This window comes from Methylobacterium sp. 2A (assembly GCF_009806555.1).
In the GTDB taxonomy this organism is placed as follows: domain Bacteria; phylum Pseudomonadota; class Alphaproteobacteria; order Rhizobiales; family Beijerinckiaceae; genus Methylobacterium.
Map to the genome: position 1 here is coordinate 137,520 of NZ_VUOK01000048.1, position 16,443 is coordinate 153,962.

The following is a 16,443-nucleotide window of genomic DNA, read 5'->3' on the forward strand; positions in this document are numbered from 1 at the left end:
GGCGGCCTCCTCAGCGGACCTGGTCGAGGAGCTCGGCGCCCTGGGTCACGACCCGCTTGCCGGGCCCGATCCCCTCGGCCACCAGCACGCGGCCGCCGTCGAGTGGCTCGACGCGGACCGGCCTGGCCTCGAAGCGCTCGGCGGTGGTGTGCTCGTAGACGACGTCCTGCCCGTTGCCGGCGCGCACGACGGCCGAGCGCGGCAGCGCCATCCCGGCCTGCTCGGTGTCGGTGCCGGCGAGCACGGTGACGAACTGCCCGACCCGCAGGCCGGCGGCGTCGCCCTGGACCGCGAACTGCACCGGGATGGCCTGGTTGCGGTCGGCGAGGCCCGCACCCTGGTAGGCGAGCTTCAGGGTGCGCCCGTCCGCGAGCCGAGCTGTGGCGTTCTGCGCCGTGGTCAGGGCGTCGAAGCTGAGGGCCTCGACCCAGAGGCGGTTCGGGTCCACGACCTGGAAGACCATCTGGCCGGGGCTGGCCATTTGGCCGGCGACCGCCGCGGCCTGCGCGACCACGCCATCGACGGGCGACACGAGCGGCTCGGGCTGCTGCCGGATCTTGTCGAGGGCCGTGCGCCGGTCCTGGAGGCCCTGGAGTTCGGCGAGGGCGTCGTCGAGCTGGGTCTGAGCCACCGCACCGGTGAGGGCGAGCCGCTTGTAGCGGTCGACCCGGCGCTCGACGATGGAGATCTGCTGGTCGAGGTTCCCTTGGGTCTGGCGCATGTCCGAGACGTCGACCGCCTGGATCGGCGGGGTCACGGTCGCGAGCACGTCCCCCTTGCGCACCTTGGTGCCGAGGCGCGGGAAGATGCCGGACGGCGGAGGCGACAGGCGGCCTCCGACCGAGGACTGCACGACGCCGCTGGCGTTCGGGTCCGGGATGATGCGTCCCGGGAGCTCGACCGAGCGGTGGAAGCGGCTCTGCTCGGTCATGGCCGTGCGCAGAACCAGGAGCCGCTGCGTGGGCTTAGGCACGAACACGGAGCCGTCCGGCAGGCGCTGCGCCAAGTCGGAGGAGCCCGGGGCGCGGGGCTCGATCAGGGCCGCGCCCTGCACGGGCGCGCCGTGGTCCTCGTCGCCGTGGGCGAAGGCGGCGGTGCCGAGGACGATGGTGATGCCGATGGCGAGCAACGCCACCGCTGGCGCGGCTCGGCGACCGCGCGCGAGCGCCGTCACGAGCACGCCGAGCAGGAAGGCCACGGCGACCGCGGCCATTAGGGCCGGATCCCTGGCCGTCAGGCGCTCCCTAATGCCGTGGGTGACCTCGGACACGCGCGTCAGGGCCGCTTGCGCCGGTGCGGGCCTGGCAGGCGGGGCAGCTGCGATGGCGTTACGGTCCGGCACGGTGACCGCGATGGTGAGCACGTCCACGGCGTCGCCCGCGATCACGGTCGCGACTAGCTCGTGCCGGCCGGGCTTCGATAGCCAGGGGGCCGGCAGCGCGTAACCGCCCTCGGGCGTGGCGGTCGCGACCTTCGGACCCTCGGGTGTCTCGATCTCGACGGTCGCGCCGGTCACCGGCTCGTTCGTCCGGAAGCGATCGAGGAACAGCGTCAAGGTGCCGTCGCGCGGGATGGCGACGAGCTCAAAGGCGTCCGAGAGCGCCTCGCCGCGCGGGGCAATGGTCTTGGAGACGGGCGGCGGGGCGGCGCCGTGGTCGTGGCCCTCGTGGGCGTGCACGGGCCCCGCCAGGACGGCGGCGAGCAGCGCCACCGCACCCATGGCGGCGGCAAAACGGGTCGGCATGGAAACGGTATCCTCGCGTCGGAAGGTCCGGGCGTCGCCCAACACGGGCGCACTCCGGGCGTCGCGCGCCTCAGGCGCGCCCTACTTCACGCGAGGGTTCGTGGGGGCTTAGGCAGAGCCTCAGGGCCCGGGCCCGAACGGCCGGTAACGTCGCGGGGGATCAGCGTGACGGTCCGGAACAGGGCCGGCGACAAGGCATAGGGCACGGACAGGACGCCGGTCGCGCAGCAGGCCATCGGCCCGCAGCAGCAAGTCTTGTAACCTGTCTGACAGCAACCGCTCTCGCTCGGCTCGATGCGCGCCGGCTCGACGGCGGCGAACGGGAGCGCGACCTTGAACCAGGTCGGCGCCTTGGAGCAGACCGCCGATTTGGCGGATACGGAGACCTCCGCCTTGAGCGTCGATGGCGCGACTTTCGACTTCGACGGCGTCGCGGCCACGTGGTGGCCGTGGTGCGCGTGTCCCTCATGGGCATGGACGGCGGACGGCGCGACGTAGGCGATGATCGCGAGGATCATCGCCGCCATCAGGCGCGCGATTTGCCGGTCGAGGCTCATGGATCTGGCTTACACCGATGCCGGTGGCGGGACTATGTCAAAGTATAAGACGTGAATGCCGAAACGGAGGTTTGGTTGCCACCTCGACGTTTCAAGCCGCCGCGAGCAGAGGCTCGGCCGGGTAGCCGGCGGCGACGATGGCGAAGGCGATCCGCTCAAGCGGTCCCGCGGCGCCGGACACGGTGACGAGCTCGGCCCTCAGGTCGACCTCGACCCTTGCGTTCGGCTCGATGGCCAGGACGGCCCGGGTCACGGCCTTGGCGCAGCCGTCGCACCCCATCTTCTTGACCTTAAAGCGGTACATGACGCTCTACCCTCGGTGGCGTCCCAACCAGATGGGGCTTCCCACAGTGGGAAGGTCAAGGGTTGGGTTTGGCCCAGGGCTTGGCGCGGCCGGGTGCGCCGACGAGGCGGTCTCGTTCTCTCGTGGACTTGGGGCTCAACCCTCATCTCGGTCAGGAGGTCGGTCAGCTCGGCCGGGAGCGATGCACGTGGTCACGGCTTCGGGTGAAGGGTCGATACGGGCCCAGCGGCGATGCGCGACCAATCCCGGTGGCCGCGACGCATCCTGGACTGTCACGCCGCGGGTCGGCGGGGCCTGCGCACCCGTGAGGGATAAAAAGACAGTACCATGCGAGGCGAACTCAGAATAGAACGGCCTCGGAAACCAAGAAGCCCACAGGTTGGAACCTGTGGGCTTCGCACGGGCCGGAGCCCATGGGGTGCTGACGGCGCACCGTTCAGCGTTGACGGATCGGATATGAGTGCATGGGGCCGGATAGTCAAGCGGGAAAATCCAGGATCCGGGCTGCACTCTACATCGACGGTTTCAATTTGTATCACTCCGTCAATGACTTAGGGGAACCCTTTCTGAAGTGGTGCAACTTCTGGAAGCTGGGGGAGTCGATCATCCCGCGCCGGTCGGAGGAGCTCGTCCGCGTCGTGTTCTGCACGGCCTATTACCCGGGCGATCACAGCAAGAAAATCCGCCATGAACGCCTGGTCCGAGCCCTCAAACTGGTCGGCGTCGAGACCGTCCTTGGCCACTTTAGCCATGAAGATGCCAAGTGCCGGGACTGTGGATCCATTTGGCAGAAGCCGACTGAGAAGGCGACGGACATCAATCTCGCGCTCAGCGTCTACGACGACGCAGTACAGGACGTCATGGATACTGCATATCTCTTGACGGCCGATACGGACCAAGCGGCGACAGCCAAGCTGTTCGCCAAGCGCTTTCCCGGCAAGAAACTCGTCAGCGTCAGTCCCCCGGGCCGGACCCATTCGCAGCACATCCTGTCGCACACCCCGCACAAGATCGCGCTCAACCGGGAGCATATCGAGAGGGCGCTGTTCCCGGGGCTCGTCACCGCGGAGGGGCAGGCCTCCGTCATGCGCCCGCACGAGTACGACCCGCCGGCCGGCTACGTGATGTGGGACCAGCGTCCGAAGCCCGCGCCCAAGTCGGGGGCGAAGGCGGCCGCGCCGGCGGCGGCGATGCCCGAGCGCTGAACCCGCCGCGGCCTCAGGCCGGTTCCCCGCCCCGGTACCGCGCGAACGTCGACCGAACTTCCTTCCCGAACAGGACGACGTCGTAGGTCTCGGGCTGCATGTCCTCGACCTCCATGCCGGGCGAACCGACCGGCATGCCCGGCACGGCCAGACCCGTTCCCTCGGGCCTCTCCGCGAGGAGCCGCTTGATCGCCCCGGCCGGGACGTGCCCCTCGATCACGTAGCCGCCGACCTGGGCGGTGTGGCAGGAGGCAAGCTCGCGAGGCACCCCCAGGCGGATCTTGAGCGGGTTCACCGGGCCCTCGGTCACGGTGACGGTGAAGCCGGCCTCGCGCAGGTGGGTGACCCACCTCTCGCAGCAGCCGCAGCTCGGGTCCTTGGTCACCGCGACCGTCGGCGGCCCCTCCGCCAAGGCGCCCCGTCCGAGCGCCAGCCCCGCCGCCAAACCCACGAGCACGGCACGTCGGGGTGGCATCGCATCGCTCCTCATCGTCATCTCCCGTTCGCTTCACTCGGCCGCCTGCGGCAGCCGCATCGCCTCAGCGTTCGTCCCCTCGCGGACCGCGCCGGCCGGGGACAGGCCCCGCCCCTTCACCAGGGCGTAGACCGCCGGGATGACCACCAGGGTCAGCACAGTCGAGGAGACCATCCCGCCGATCATCGGCACCGCGATGCGCTGCATGACCTCGGAGCCCGAACCGGTGCTCCAGAGGATGGGCATCAGACCCGCCATGATGGCGACGACCGTCATCATCTTGGGCCGGACCCGCTCGACCGCGCCGACCATGATGGCCCGGCGTAGGTCCAGGGGCGCGAGCGGGCGTCCCTCGCGCCCGCACTGTGCGCGGACCTCGTCGAGGGCGTGGTCGAGGTAGACCAGCATGATCACCCCGGTCTCGGCAGCGACGCCGGCCAGGGCGATGAAGCCGACCGCCACCGCGACCGACAGGTTGAAACCCATCCACCAGAGCAGCCACACCCCGCCGACCAGGGCGAAGGGCAGCGAGAGCATGACGATCAGCGTCTCGGACAGGCGTCGGAAGTTCAGATAGAGCAGCAGGAACACGATCAGCAGCGTCAGCGGCACCACGACCGCGAGGCGCGCCTCCGCCCGCTCCAGGTACTCGTACTGCCCGCTCCACTGCAGGGTCGTGCCCTGGGGCAGCCGCACCGCGTCTGCCACCGCCTTGCGTGCCTCGGCGACGTAGCCGCCGAGGTCGCGCCCGGCGATGTCGACGAACAGGTAGACCGCGAGCTGCCCGTTCTCGGTGCGGATCGAGGTCGGGCCCCGGGTCAGCTCGATCTTGGCGACCTCGCGCAGGGGCACCGTGCCCCCGGCCGGCAACGGCACCTGCACCTCGTCGGCGATGGCGCGCGGGTCCGAGCGGAAGGCGCGCGGGTAGCGCACGTTCACGGTGTAGCGCTCGCGGCCCTCGACCGTGTTCGTCACGGACTGGCCGCCGAGCGCCGTCGCGACGACGTCCTGCACGTCTCCGACCATCAGGCCGTAGCGTCCGAGCGCCTCGCGATCCGGGGTGATGTCGAGGAAGTAGCCGCCGATGACCCGCTCGGCATAGGCGCTCGACGTTCCGGGCACGGCTCGGATCACCCCCTCGACCTGACGGGCGACCCCTTCCATGGCCTTCAGGTCGGTCCCGAGCACCTTCACCCCGACCGGCGTGCGGATGCCGGTCGAGAGCATGTCGATCCGGGCGCGGATCGGCTGCGTCCAGGCATTCGACACGCCCGGGAACTGGAGCGCCGCGTCCATTTCCGCCTTGAGGCTCGCGAGCGTCACGCCCGGGCGCCACTCCGCCTTCGGCTTCAGGGTGATGACCGTCTCGAACATCTCCATCGGCGCCGGGTCGGTGGCCGTGTTGGCGCGGCCCGCCTTGCCGTAGACCGAGGCCACTTCGGGGAAGCTCTTGATGATCCGGTCCTGGGTCGCCAGGAGCTCGCCGGCCTTCGTCACCGAGATCCCGGGCAGGGTCGTCGGCATGTAGAGCAGGCTGCCCTCGTCGAGGTCGGGCATGAACTCCGACCCGAGCTGCCGGGCCGGCCATGCGGTCGCCGCCAGCACGCCCAGGGCGAGGAGGATGGTGAGCACCCGGGCCCGCAGCACGCCGGCGATGAGCGGCCGGTACAGCCAGATGAGGAGCCGGTTCAGCGGGTTGCGGTGCTCGGGCACGATGCGCCCGCGCACGAACAGCGCCATCAGGGCCGGCACCAGGGTGACCGAGAGGAGCGCCGCGGCCGCCATGGCGAAGGTCTTCGTGAAGGCCAGCGGCCCGAACAGCCGCCCCTCCTGGCTCTCCAGGGTGAAGATCGGCAGGAAGCTCACCGTGATTACGAGGAGCGAGAAGAACAGCGACGGCCCGACCTCCCTCGCTGCCTCGACCAGGACCTCGACCCGGGGCTTGCCCGGCGGCGCCCGCTCCAGGTGCTTGTGGGCGTTCTCGATCATCACGATGGCGGCGTCGATCATGGCGCCGACCGCGATGGCGATGCCGCCCAGGCTCATGATGTTGGCGCCGATTCCGAGCGCCTTCATGCCCGCGAAGGCCATCAGGATGCCGACCGGCAGCATCAGGATCGCCACCAGGGCGCTGCGCACGTGCAGGAGGAACACCACGCAGACGAGGGAGACCACGATGCTCTCTTCGACCAGCGTGTGCCGCAGGGTGTCGATGGCCGCGTCGATGAGTTGCGAGCGGTCGTAGACCGGCAGGATCTCGGTGCCGGCCGGCAGGCTTTTCGCCACCTCGGCGAGCTTCGCCTTCACTCCCTCGATGACGTTGAGGGCGTTGGCGCCGAAGCGCTGCAAGACGATACCGCCGGCGACCTCGCCCTCGCCGTTCATCTCGGTGAGGCCGCGCCGCTCGTCCGGCCCGAGTTCCACCCGGGCCACGTCCCGGACCCGCAGCGGCGTGCCGCCCGAGGTCTTCAGCACGATGTTCTCGATGTCGGCGACGCTGCGGATGTAGCCGCGGCCGCGCACCATGAACTCGAACTCCGAGAGCTCGACCGTGCGGCCGCCGACGTCCGCGTTGCTCGACCGAATGGCGTCCCGGAGCTTGTTGAGGGAGATGCCCTGCGCGCGCAGGCGGTTCGGATCGACGACGACGTTGTACTGCTTCACGAAGCCGCCGACGCCCGCGACCTCGGCCACACCCTCGGCGCGCGAGGCCCCGAAGCGGATCACCCAGTCCTGGATCGAGCGAAGCTCCGCGAGCGTCCGCTCACGCGCCACCACCACGTACTGGTAGACCCAGCCCACGCCGGTCGCGTCGGGCCCCAGCGTCGGCGTCACCCCCGCGGGAAGCCGGCTCGCCGCCCCGTTGAGGTATTCCAGCACGCGCGAGCGGCCCCAGTACGGGTCGGTGCCGTCCTCGAAGATCACGTAGACGAAGGAGACCCCGAAGAACGAGAAGCCGCGGACCACCTTCGCCTTCGGCACCGTCAGCATGGCGGTGGTCAGCGGGTAGGTGACCTGGTCCTCCACGACCTGGGGCGCCTGCCCCGGATACTCGGTGTAGACGATGGCCTGCACGTCCGAGAGGTCGGGGATGGCGTCCAGCGGCAGGGTCCGCAGCGCCAAGACGCCGGTCGCGACCGCGAACACGGTCCCGATCAGCACCAGGACGAGGTTGCGGGCCGACCAGCCGATGAGGCGCGCGATCATGGCGTCGCCCCCGTGCCTGCCGCCTGCCGATCGTCCTTCGGCGCGGTCAGGGACTGCAGCGCGGCCTTCAGGTTGCTCTCGGCGTCGATCAGGAAGTTCGCCGCCGTGACCACCCGGTCACCGGCCGAGACGCCCTCGCGGATCTCCGTGTAGCCCCGGCCGCGCAGGCCGACCCTCACCGGCTTCGGCTCGAAGCGCCCTTCGCCGTGGTCGAGGAGCACGACCTGGCGCTCGCCGGTGTCGATGACGGCGTCGTTGGGCACCGCCACCACCGGCTTGGCGTCGCCGGTCGCGATCTCGACGTCGGCGTACATCGACGGGCGCAGCGCTCCGTCCGGGTTCGGCAACTCGATGCGTAGCCGGGCGGTCCGGGTTTCCGCAATCAGGTGCGGGTAGATCCGCGTCACGGTCCCGGCGAAGGTCCGCTCGGGGAAGGCCCGGACCCGCACCGTGGCCTTCTGCCCCTCCGCCACCGGGGCGAGGTCGCGCTCCGGCACGTCGGCGAGCACCCAGACGCGGGTGTGGTCGACGATGCGGAACAGGACGTCGCCGGACTTGGCCTTCATCCCGTCCGAGACGTTGCGCTCGACCACGACGCCGTCCCGCGGCGAGGACCAGACGATGGAGGGCGGCACCTTATGGGTGCGCTCGATCTCGTCGATCACCTCCGGCGGGATGGCGAGGTTCTCCAGGCGCCGCCGGCCGCCCTCGTAGCCGATGGAGGTCAGGTACTGGGCCGCGACCGCGTTGATCTCGGGCGCGAACAGGCGCAGCAGCGGCTGGCCTTTGTGGACGTGGTCGCCGGTGGTGACCGGCTCGACCTTCTCGATGTAGGCGTCGGTGCGCATGGCGATGACGGAGATGCGGCGCTCGTCCTCCTCGACGCTGCCTGGCGCCCGAACCGGCAGCGACAGGACGCGGCGCTCGGCGACCTCGGTCCGCACGCCGGTGCGCTGGACCTTGCCCGGCGAAATCTTCACGCCGCCGCCCTCGTCCTCGCCCGCGTAGACGGGGATGTAGTCCATCCCCATCGAGTCCTTCTTCGGAACCGGCGAGGTGTCCGGCAGCCCCATTGGGTTGCGGTAGTAGAGGATGCGCCGGGCGATCCCCGCAGCCTTGGCCCCCTCGTTCGGCCCCGTGCCCTCCCCGACCTTGTCGGCGGGCATGGCTTCGCCCTCGTCGGCGACGTCGAAGCGCACGTCCTCGCTGGCTCGGACGGCCCGGAATTCCCGACCGTCGGCGGTCGCCGTCGGAGACGCCGAATAGACCGGCTTCCCGTCCGGGTCCTGGTAGTAGACCACCGGCCCGGACGACGGCTCGGTCTTGGAGGCGGCCGCCCGCGGGTTGGGCTTGGCGGTCGGCATCCAGTGCGCGAACGCCGACCTTGCGCGCTCGGCGAGCGCGGGGCCGAATTCGGAACGGGCCTGTTCCACGAGCGCCGGCACGGGGACGTCCCCATGCCCCGCCCCGTAGCCGACGGCCCCCGCCGCTAGCGCGGCGAAGGCCCCGGCCGCCCAGGCGGCGCGGCTCATTTGACGGCCTGGAAGACCAGCTTGTCCTCGACCGTGCCGGTCTCGCCCTGGACCTTGGCCCCAAGCGACAGGCGCCAGCGGCCCTGCATCGAGAGCTTGGCCTTGAACCGGTAGACGCCCGGCTCGGTCGAGGGCACCTGCTCGACCTTGGTGGCCATCTCCTCCATGGCGTCGGGGGCCATGTCGAGGCGCTTGGCGAAGACCACGGCGTCGGTCACCGGCTTGGCGCTTCGCTGGTTGACCAGCCGAACGGCGATGACGGCCTCGCCGACCTTCGCCTCCTGCTGCACGAGCTGGAACTGGTAGTCCTTGATGTCCGCCCGGGCGGGCACGGCGAAGGCCGACGCCAATAGAGCGGCGGCGAGCAGCGCGGCCGGTAGGGCGCGCGCGAAGGGGTTCTTGGTCACGGATGATGTCTCCTGAACGCGATGGATGGCGACGAGCGGGCGCGCGTCACCGTGCCGGCGCTTCGTGGCGCCGGCGTCATCGGTTCAGGCTCGGGGAGGCTCCGGTAGCGGCGGCGCCTGCACGCTGGCGAGCGCCGCAGCGCCGGGCCAGGTTGGCGATGCACGGGTCGCGCCCGGGACTGGGACGGCCAACGTCGTGGGCAGGAGCGAGACCGCGGTGGCGAGGCACAGCGCCATCAGCGGGCAGCCCTTGCCGCAATCGGGCTTGGCGGCCTCCTCGTGCGGGCAGCAGGGCATGTCGTCCATGGCCATGCCGCCCGCGTCATGGCCCATGTCCATGTCGGGCATGGCGCGGTGGTGGACGTGGGCCGACGGCTCCGCGAAGGCGCGCATGCCCGCGGTCGCCGCGGGGACGGCGGCAGGCGTCAGGGCGAAGCCGATGACCGCTAGGAGCGGCAACAGTCGCCGGAGGGCGAGCCAGAGGGTCACGGGATCAGGATGCCAAAATCCGGGCCCCAACGAAAGCCCTACCCGTCGGCCGGGTGGGCAAAATCCGGCGCTTTGCACCCGCACGTGAAGTCCGCACGGGTTGGAAGCCGCGTGAAAACGCGGGCACGCCCCGCACCGGGACAACAATTTTTCGCCCGCTGGCCTTTCCAGCGCGCCAAGAGGCCGTTCGGATGTCGGCGCAACATGAATTCCTGCACCATCCGGAGTGCTTGAGGGGAGATCTTTCCACCGCCGCGGCGTTTTCGCCCAGCCTCCGTGGGTTTCGGACGTGTGTTGGTCAGGCTGCCCGGGGCCGCTTCCGCATCCGGAGCTGCCATCGCTCATGTCCGGATAGAGGGTGCAGCCTTCCCCGATGCCGTCTCGGCGCAGCGATGCGCCTGCCTCCGCAGCCACGTATGGGCCGGATCGCTCCGGATGCGCGGACGCCGGAGTGACGTTGAGGCGGGCCGCGGCATGGGTGACGTTAAGGTCCTTGAGCAGGGCTTCGGGCCCGACCACGACCAACAAGCCGACGCGGCAATCGCGATACCCAGTGCTCGGCTCCTGGACCTGCAAGCCGGCCGCTCCGCCGCCGGGGCGGCTGGCACCTTGGCTGAAAAACGGACCGCAGGCCGCGTCGGGGCCGCCATCGGCCGGCATGCCGCGCGAAGAGACGGATCGACGATGAACCCAGTTCCGGTCTGTCGTGATCCCGGACGCCCGCCCGCGCGATTCCTTCGGGGCATGACCTTCCATCCACGGCGGGCGCGGTGCAGGCTGGAGGCGATGGTTCCGGGAGAAACGCATGGACGAGGTCGACGAGCGACGGCTCGCCGCCATCCTGGTTGCCGATGTCGTCGGCTATAGCCGCCTCATGGGCGCCGACGAGGCGGGGACGCTGCGCCGGCTGAGAGGCCTGCGCCGGGAACTGCTCGATCCGCGCATCGTGGCGGCCCGGGGCCGCGTCGTGAAGTCGACCGGCGACGGCCTGATCGCCGAGTTCCCCAGCCCGGTCCGGGCCGTGTCCTGCGCCGTCGCGATCCAGAGAGCGATGCTGACGCGTGAAGCCGGCGTGTCCGAGGACCACGCGTTCAGGCTGCGCATCGGCATCAACGTCGGCGACGTGGTCGCCGAGCCGGACGGCGACCTCTACGGAGACGGCGTCAACGTGGCGGCTCGGCTCGAACCCTTGGCGGAGCCGGGCGGGATCTGCATCTCGAACACGGTTCACGATCAGGTGCGGGACAAGCTCGGCTACCCATTCGAGGATCGGGGCGAGCAGGCGTTGAAGAACATCGCCCGGCCTGTCGGCATGTTCGCACTACCCGCCACGGCCATACTGTCGATGCCGGCCGAGGAAGACGGAGAAACCGAGCCTGCGGTCCGGGTCCGGCCCGCGGCGAGCCGGTTGTCGGGACGTCCCGCGCTCGCCGGCGGGCTGCTCGTCCTCACCGCCCTCGGCGGCGTTGGGCTTTGGTCCTGGATGGCGCCACGCGAGCCGGGGCAGATCCCGCCGGCGGCCCTTGCCGACGGTCGTGTCGGCCCGGACTGGATGTCGGCCGCCGAGATCCGTCAGAAGCTTCTGGACAGGGGCTACACGTCGGTCACGGAGCTAAAACCCGATGACGGCCTGTGGGACGGCAAAGGGATCAAAGACGGCGTGGAGGTGAGGTTCCACGTCGATCCGCGGACGGGGGCGACGCTGTCCGAGAGGGCGGATGACTGAGGCGCCGCAGTCCGACCGGGGCGATGCCCCGGTCTCAGGGCGACCCTCGACTACCCGTGGCCGGCGAAAGCGGCGCGCCGTAGCGGAACGTCGAGGTGCCCCCTGATCGCTCGGTGAATGCACCCTCCCCATGGTCGGCTCGCGCCGTCGTCACGGTGCCATGCAAGATGCCCGAGCCGGAGCAGTCGACGCTCACCGGTACGGGCGCATGCTTGAGATCCAACGTGAAGCTGCCGCTGCACGCGACGTACCCCGTCGCGTCGCGCGTGAAGAAGCTGACCCGCAGGAGGCGGACCGACGCGTGGCCGGTCAGGACGCTGCCGTCGACGCGTTGGATCCGAAAAGGCAGGGCGTCGAAGCCGAGCGTGCTGCCGCCATCGTCCGAGCCAAGTTGGATGCCCGGTAGCGCTCCTCCCCCACATCCCGATAGGAACGGCAGCAGGATACCTGCGCAGCCGAGGAGCGCGCGCCGCCTCATCGAAACCTGGTTCGCCATACCGCCCTCCACGTACGCCCAGCGCATGGGCCCGCGCATCGCCCCCGCTGCCTGACGGTCCCGGGTTACAGTGTCGTTCATCGCCGGTGCCTTCCGCATCGCTGGCGGTCGCCGTACGTCCTCAAGCGGTTAGAGGATCAAGAGGCCTCGGCGCCTGCCGGCCGGCGCCGTAACGCGTAAATCGCGACGCCGAGGCCCGGAGGAGGCTCGGCATCCACCTCGCACCGCTGGAGCGGGACAACGTGCAGACATGGTTCGACGGCGACATGGATGCCGGCGACAGGCTCGACACCGGCATCGCCCGGGCATTGCGCGGCGCCCACGTCTTCGTCGGCCTGCTCAGTCCAGACTACCTAGCCAGCAACTACTGCTGGAGGATCGAGTACCGCCGCGCCATGAACCGCCGCGCCCGCGGCCTCATGCGCGTGGTCGCCGTCGTCCTGCGCCCCTGCGACTGGAAATCGACCCCGGTCGCCGGCTTCAAGCTCCTGCCGGAGGACGGGCGCGAGGTGACCCGGTGGCGCAGCGCGGACGACGCCTACCTCAACGTCGCCCAGGGTATCCGGCGGGTGGTCGCGGCTGTGCGCAAGGAGCTGGCCGCACCGGCCGGACGCCCCGTCCGGGCGAAGCGCGCAGCCCCGGGGCGTGCCGCACCGGAGGCCGAAGCGAAGCCGCCGCACAAACCCTCCCTGCCCGCCAAGCCGAAGACGCCGCGCCCTGACGCCCGGGATGCCGGGGCGACGACGCGGAGAGCCGGGAGCGCGCGCAGCAAGGCCGGACGGTGACGGAACCGGTCCCGCCGGGCCCGTTCCTAGACCGGGCCCAGGTCTGCCTCGGTCCAGATCAGCCGGACGGTCGTCCCGTCCACCTCCGCCTTCAGGCCGGTGAGATCCCGCGGCGCCTGCGCCAGGCCTTCGAGCGCGGCCCGGCCCGAGCCGTTGAGCGTCAACTCAAGCGCGGCATCCTTGCACCCGGCCATCCCGACGGCCTCGTCGACGAGCCGGCCCAGATGCATCTGGGCAGAATCGGCCCCGGCGTCCCGGCCGTATAGCCTCGCGTCACGGGCCAGGTCGTGGATGCGCGAGCTCCGCTGCCTTTGCATGGAGCGGTTGCCCATTGCCTCCCTGTATGCACCCTGGACCCTGGCCTTGATCTCGGCAGGGGTCACGCGATCGCCTCCCATACGAGTGCTCGGCCAACGGCGGGGCGGCTCAGCCGTTCCGGGCCATCCCCGGCATCGCGCTCTCGCCGTCCCAGGGCCGTTCTCCCGTCACGGCGGCGAACCGCTCGCCCTGGAGCTCCTGGAACGGCCGGCCCTCCTCGATCCGCCCCCGCAGCTTGTAACGGAGCCGCCCGGGGGTGATCCTCTGGAAGCGCTCGGAAGCCCCGATCCACTTGGGATCCAGACGCTCCAGGATCTTCTCCGCCGTCAGCGGCCCCTCCCTCGCTAGGAGGTCGTGGACCTCGCGCACGAACCGGCGCCAGAACCGGCGCTTGCCCGTCTCCAGGCTCTCGCCTGCGGGAACCGGGGGCGTCGGCAGGTCATCCCGCGGTTCGGGCCCATCCCGCGGTTCGGGCCGCGGTTCGGCCAAGCCAAAACGCCCGTCGATCTCGGTCAGCCCCCCACCCGTCTCCGCCATCCGGAGCAGGTGGTATCGAAGCCAGGCCGGGGTCAGCGGGAACCCCACGCTCTCGCCCCGTTGCCGTAGCGAGGCGGGCAGCGCCCGGTAGATCGCGTGCACCGGCATGGAACCCCGCTCGCGCATCGCCGCCTCGACGGCGTCGCGCACCTCCGCCCAGAACGCATCCGCCTCCCGTGCGAGCTTCCGCCCCGTGAGGGCATCGACGAAGCCGCGCGCGGCTGAAGACGCGGCCGTCGGCGGTGCCGCGGCGGCTCCGGCCGCCGGCGCCCCGTCGCCGGCGGAGCGCAGCCGATCCAGCTCGGACTGCAGCGCCGCGACCTTGTCCTCCAGGTGGTCGACCTGGGCCGCGGCCTCCGCGAGGATCTCCTCGTGCCTTTCCCGGCGACGCTCGACCTCGTCGAAATCCGACAACCGCTCCCGGGTGGCCTCGATCCGAGCCTGCTCCAGCAGGTCCCGCGCCAGTATGGTGAGGCGCTTCCCGAACGCCTCCGGCAAGTCCGCCTGCTCGACGGCCGGATGGTAATCCTCTTCCGCCTTCCACTTGGCGAGCGGCTTGGCGATGTCGCCGAAGGAGCCGCCCCCGAGCTCCCTCCTGACCGAGCGGACCGAGACCCGCTCCTTCAAGCCTCCGGCCGGCGCCGGCCTCGCGCGTATCCGCGCCGCCGCGGCCCTGACCTCGTTCTCAGTGACCATGCCCGTCATCCCCGGCCCGTCTCGGCATCATGGCCGCGAGCGGTGAAGGAATGGTCGTCGTGGCCGGCCTTCCGGCTGCATGGGGGGCCCGGCCACGAACCTGCGTTCGGGGTCACGCGGCCGTTGCGACCGAGGGCAGTTCGGGCCGTCCCGCCGAACCGCAGTCCCGGGGTTGGCGCGTAACGAATAACGCTACCCGTTACGCGTACGGTCGCCGCGCCTCCCCCGCCGAGGATGCTGGGCGCCGCTGACGGGAAAGCGCGATGTCCTCGACCGCTCCGCCACCGGGACGAGGCAAAGTCGCGGGGCGTGATCCCGCGGCGAGGAAGCCCGTCGGCTTGGCTCTGGCCGACCCGCGGTCGCCCGGCTGCGTGGGCAACACTCGGGCGGGCGAGCGGAGCCCGTGCTCAGGAACGACCAGTCTCGGCCGAGGGACGAGCCGGTTCCTGAAGCAACTTCGCCTTAACCTCAGGACTTCAAAACCTATAGTGACTATACATTTTGCTGGCGTCTCGGCCCGTGGGTGTCGTATTATTCCATCGTGCCAAGGGGCACGGACTAACTCACGGAGGTTCCCGTGATCGCAGCGTTCTTCGCCGACGACATGTCGGCCAGCCATGCCGCCCTCCTCGCAAGCAGCGCCTTCGACCGCCGCGCCGACGAACCCGCTCTCTCGCCCGGCCTCGTCGCGGGTGGGGATCGGATCGTCGAGGCGCTTCCGACATCCCTCGACGCCGCGCGCGCTTGCGGACGCCACCTCATGGTCGCCCTGCCGCTGGCCCACCTGGATGACCGCGCCATCCGGAGCCGCGTCGACGTCGCGGTCGTCTCGTTCGGGCCCAGCCCGGTGGCGGCGTCCGCCGCGCTCCGCGCGATGGCGGCGGGCGCGCTGCCCGACCTTCCCCCGCCCTGGCTGCTCGCCTGCTGCGGCAGCGCGCGTCCGGCCGGCCTGCGCGCCTTGCCGATGGCGCTGACGACCCTGGGGCGCGGTGTGGCCGCGCGCGTGCTGGACGGCGAGCCGGGTCCCGACGTGAGATCGCATTCCGTCGGCCTCGCCGCCGCCCTGTACCTCGCCGCCGAGGACCCGTACGCCTCGCGCCTGGATCCGGCCCGCCTCGCCGCGCTGTTCGAGGGGGCGGGAAGCGCCGCCGATCTAAGGCTCCGGACCAGCCTGCTGGAACTGGCCGCCGACCTCGACGACGGCGGAGGCGATGCCGCGCGGGCGCCGGCGCCCCGGCCGCCGGCCCGGCGCCCGGCCGCGCGGCGCAAGCCGAGTGTGCCCGGTGCGCGCAGGCTCGCGACCGCCAAGCCGCACATCGCACCGCGTCACGCGGTGGGCTGCGCGTGTTCCGCCCTGGCCTGATCGGGAGAGTACCATGACCATCCGCACCAAGCCCGCCCAGAAAGACAAGCCCGCCGGCCGGCCGATGCCGGATCCCGGCAGGAGGCGCCGCGCACGCGGTCGCTCCGACGCCAGGAAGGCCCTCGACCGGACCATGGGGCGCCTGGAGGCGCGCCCCGCCGACCTCGTCGCCCCTACGCATGCGGGCTGGGCCGAGCTCCCGCTCCTGCTCGACGGCGACTTCGACCGCGACGACGATGAAGGGGCGGTGACCCTCGCCCAGCGCCTTCACCGTGCCGTCCGCGACGAGGAGGGCGGGTGGGACCTCTCCTGAGCGGCTCGGACGCGCGATCCGTCCGTGTTCGGGCCGGGCGCAGGGTTCCGGCGGATCGATGATATCCACAGGGCTCTGTGGATATCCAATATTTATGTGCGTAATCACTTGTAGTGCGCCGAAAATTATTGCATCTCTACTCGTTTTCGCGCTATTATTCGCTTCCTCAATCTCGCATGTCTGACGCAACCGATCCGGCGCCTCCTCGCCGGGCGGTTGCGCGTCCGTGCCATTCACGGAGGCTCCCACTGATCAGCGCCTTTTTCGGATGCTCCGGACGTTCGGACGC

At 70.7% G+C, this 16,443-nt stretch carries 16 protein-coding genes and 1 pseudogene; 6 read left to right on the forward strand and 11 right to left on the reverse strand.

Annotated features, from left to right (window positions below; genetic code table 11):
- Positions 1–10: 10 nt before the first annotated feature.
- The 3 genes from FVE89_RS22005 to FVE89_RS22015 form a co-directional block, all read right to left on the reverse strand.
- The gene (locus FVE89_RS22005; RefSeq protein ID WP_160536399.1) at positions 11–1,744 is read right to left on the reverse strand and encodes an efflux RND transporter periplasmic adaptor subunit; all 1,734 of its coding nucleotides are present in this window, start codon (positions 1,742–1,744) and stop codon (positions 11–13) included.
- Between the two features lie 86 nt (positions 1,745–1,830).
- The gene (locus FVE89_RS22010) at positions 1,831–2,301 is read right to left on the reverse strand and encodes a hypothetical protein (RefSeq protein ID WP_160536400.1); all 471 of its coding nucleotides are present in this window, start codon (positions 2,299–2,301) and stop codon (positions 1,831–1,833) included.
- Between the two features lie 91 nt (positions 2,302–2,392).
- Positions 2,393–2,605, reverse strand: a complete 213-nt coding sequence (locus tag FVE89_RS22015; RefSeq protein ID WP_160536401.1) for a heavy-metal-associated domain-containing protein — start codon at positions 2,603–2,605, stop codon at positions 2,393–2,395.
- Between the two features lie 464 nt (positions 2,606–3,069).
- Between FVE89_RS22015 and FVE89_RS22020 the strand changes: the two genes are divergently transcribed.
- Positions 3,070–3,810 carry an NYN domain-containing protein gene (locus FVE89_RS22020; protein WP_160536402.1) on the forward strand — a complete coding sequence of 247 codons (741 nt, stop codon included), beginning with the start codon at positions 3,070–3,072 and terminating at the stop codon, positions 3,808–3,810.
- 13 nt (positions 3,811–3,823) lie between these two features.
- Here FVE89_RS22020 and FVE89_RS22025 read toward each other — a convergent pair whose 3' ends face one another.
- From FVE89_RS22025 to FVE89_RS22045, 5 genes are all read right to left on the reverse strand, one after another.
- On the reverse strand, positions 3,824–4,300 hold the full coding sequence (locus FVE89_RS22025) for a DUF411 domain-containing protein (RefSeq protein WP_202130987.1): 477 nt from the start codon (positions 4,298–4,300) through the stop codon (positions 3,824–3,826).
- Positions 4,301–4,318: 18 nt separating this feature from the next.
- Entirely contained in the window at positions 4,319–7,492 is a 3,174-nt protein-coding gene (locus FVE89_RS22030) for a CusA/CzcA family heavy metal efflux RND transporter (RefSeq protein WP_160536404.1), read from the reverse strand.
- Positions 7,489–9,024 (reverse strand): efflux RND transporter periplasmic adaptor subunit, encoded by a 1,536-nt coding sequence (locus tag FVE89_RS22035; RefSeq protein ID WP_160536405.1) that lies wholly within the window; start codon positions 9,022–9,024, stop codon positions 7,489–7,491. Before FVE89_RS22035 ends, FVE89_RS22030 begins: the two co-directional genes overlap by 4 nt.
- A complete protein-coding gene (locus FVE89_RS22040; protein ID WP_160536406.1) occupies positions 9,021–9,431 on the reverse strand; it encodes a FixH family protein in 411 nt (136 codons plus the stop codon). The genes FVE89_RS22035 and FVE89_RS22040 overlap by 4 nt, the downstream gene beginning before the upstream one ends.
- 84 nt (positions 9,432–9,515) lie before the next feature.
- Complete coding sequence (locus FVE89_RS22045) at positions 9,516–9,920, reverse strand: hypothetical protein (RefSeq protein ID WP_160536407.1); 405 nt, start codon at positions 9,918–9,920, stop codon at positions 9,516–9,518.
- An 805-nt stretch (positions 9,921–10,725) separates the two neighbouring features.
- On the opposite strand from FVE89_RS22045, the pseudogene FVE89_RS22050 reads away from it, so the two are divergent.
- Both FVE89_RS22050 and FVE89_RS31320 read left to right on the forward strand, forming a co-directional pair.
- Positions 10,726–11,403 (forward strand): annotated as a pseudogene (locus tag FVE89_RS22050) (adenylate/guanylate cyclase domain-containing protein); the annotation flags it as partial.
- A gap of 69 nt (positions 11,404–11,472) precedes the next feature.
- Positions 11,473–11,646: a PepSY domain-containing protein gene (locus tag FVE89_RS31320; protein ID WP_246731119.1), complete on the forward strand. Its 174-nt coding sequence runs from the start codon at positions 11,473–11,475 to the stop codon at positions 11,644–11,646.
- Between the two features lie 34 nt (positions 11,647–11,680).
- Here the strand turns inward: FVE89_RS31320 and FVE89_RS22055 are convergent, their stop codons facing one another.
- Positions 11,681–12,142, reverse strand: coding sequence for a hypothetical protein (locus FVE89_RS22055; RefSeq protein WP_160536409.1), 462 nt, complete (start codon positions 12,140–12,142; stop codon positions 11,681–11,683).
- Between the two features lie 227 nt (positions 12,143–12,369).
- Here FVE89_RS22055 and FVE89_RS31325 point away from each other — a divergent pair, with 227 nt between their 5' ends.
- Positions 12,370–12,927: a toll/interleukin-1 receptor domain-containing protein gene (locus FVE89_RS31325; RefSeq protein WP_281409000.1), complete on the forward strand. Its 558-nt coding sequence runs from the start codon at positions 12,370–12,372 to the stop codon at positions 12,925–12,927.
- Between the two features lie 26 nt (positions 12,928–12,953).
- Here the strand turns inward: FVE89_RS31325 and FVE89_RS22065 are convergent, their stop codons facing one another.
- Both FVE89_RS22065 and FVE89_RS22070 read right to left on the reverse strand, forming a co-directional pair.
- Positions 12,954–13,310 (reverse strand): hypothetical protein, encoded by a 357-nt coding sequence (locus tag FVE89_RS22065; RefSeq protein ID WP_160536410.1) that lies wholly within the window; start codon positions 13,308–13,310, stop codon positions 12,954–12,956.
- 43 nt (positions 13,311–13,353) lie between these two features.
- The gene (locus FVE89_RS22070) at positions 13,354–14,478 is read right to left on the reverse strand and encodes a DNA-binding protein (protein ID WP_160536411.1); all 1,125 of its coding nucleotides are present in this window, start codon (positions 14,476–14,478) and stop codon (positions 13,354–13,356) included.
- Positions 14,479–15,055: 577 nt separating this feature from the next.
- On the opposite strand from FVE89_RS22070, the gene FVE89_RS22075 reads away from it, so the two are divergent.
- On the forward strand, positions 15,056–15,841 hold the full coding sequence (locus tag FVE89_RS22075) for a hypothetical protein (protein ID WP_160536412.1): 786 nt from the start codon (positions 15,056–15,058) through the stop codon (positions 15,839–15,841).
- A gap of 13 nt (positions 15,842–15,854) precedes the next feature.
- Positions 15,855–16,154 carry a hypothetical protein gene (locus tag FVE89_RS22080; RefSeq protein WP_160536413.1) on the forward strand — a complete coding sequence of 100 codons (300 nt, stop codon included), beginning with the start codon at positions 15,855–15,857 and terminating at the stop codon, positions 16,152–16,154.
- Positions 16,155–16,443 lie beyond the last annotated feature (289 nt).

Excerpts from the sequence above, each read along its gene's own strand:
- FVE89_RS22070 (WP_160536411.1), bottom strand. The coding sequence starts at position 14,478 with ATGGTCACTGAGAACGAGGTCAGGGCCGCGGCGGCGCGGATACGCGCG.
- FVE89_RS22005 (WP_160536399.1), bottom strand. The coding sequence starts at position 1,744 with ATGCCGACCCGTTTTGCCGCCGCCATGGGTGCGGTGGCGCTGCTCGCC.
- FVE89_RS22035 (WP_160536405.1), bottom strand. The coding sequence starts at position 9,024 with ATGAGCCGCGCCGCCTGGGCGGCCGGGGCCTTCGCCGCGCTAGCGGCG.
- FVE89_RS22025 (WP_202130987.1), bottom strand. The coding sequence starts at position 4,300 with ATGAGGAGCGATGCGATGCCACCCCGACGTGCCGTGCTCGTGGGTTTG.
- FVE89_RS22010 (WP_160536400.1), bottom strand. The coding sequence starts at position 2,301 with ATGAGCCTCGACCGGCAAATCGCGCGCCTGATGGCGGCGATGATCCTC.
- FVE89_RS22020 (WP_160536402.1), top strand. The coding sequence starts at position 3,070 with ATGGGGCCGGATAGTCAAGCGGGAAAATCCAGGATCCGGGCTGCACTC.
- FVE89_RS22015 (WP_160536401.1), bottom strand. The coding sequence starts at position 2,605 with ATGTACCGCTTTAAGGTCAAGAAGATGGGGTGCGACGGCTGCGCCAAG.
- FVE89_RS22055 (WP_160536409.1), bottom strand. The coding sequence starts at position 12,142 with ATGGCGAACCAGGTTTCGATGAGGCGGCGCGCGCTCCTCGGCTGCGCA.
- FVE89_RS31320 (WP_246731119.1), top strand. The coding sequence starts at position 11,473 with ATGTCGGCCGCCGAGATCCGTCAGAAGCTTCTGGACAGGGGCTACACG.
- FVE89_RS22080 (WP_160536413.1), top strand. The coding sequence starts at position 15,855 with ATGACCATCCGCACCAAGCCCGCCCAGAAAGACAAGCCCGCCGGCCGG.
- FVE89_RS22030 (WP_160536404.1), bottom strand. The coding sequence starts at position 7,492 with ATGATCGCGCGCCTCATCGGCTGGTCGGCCCGCAACCTCGTCCTGGTG.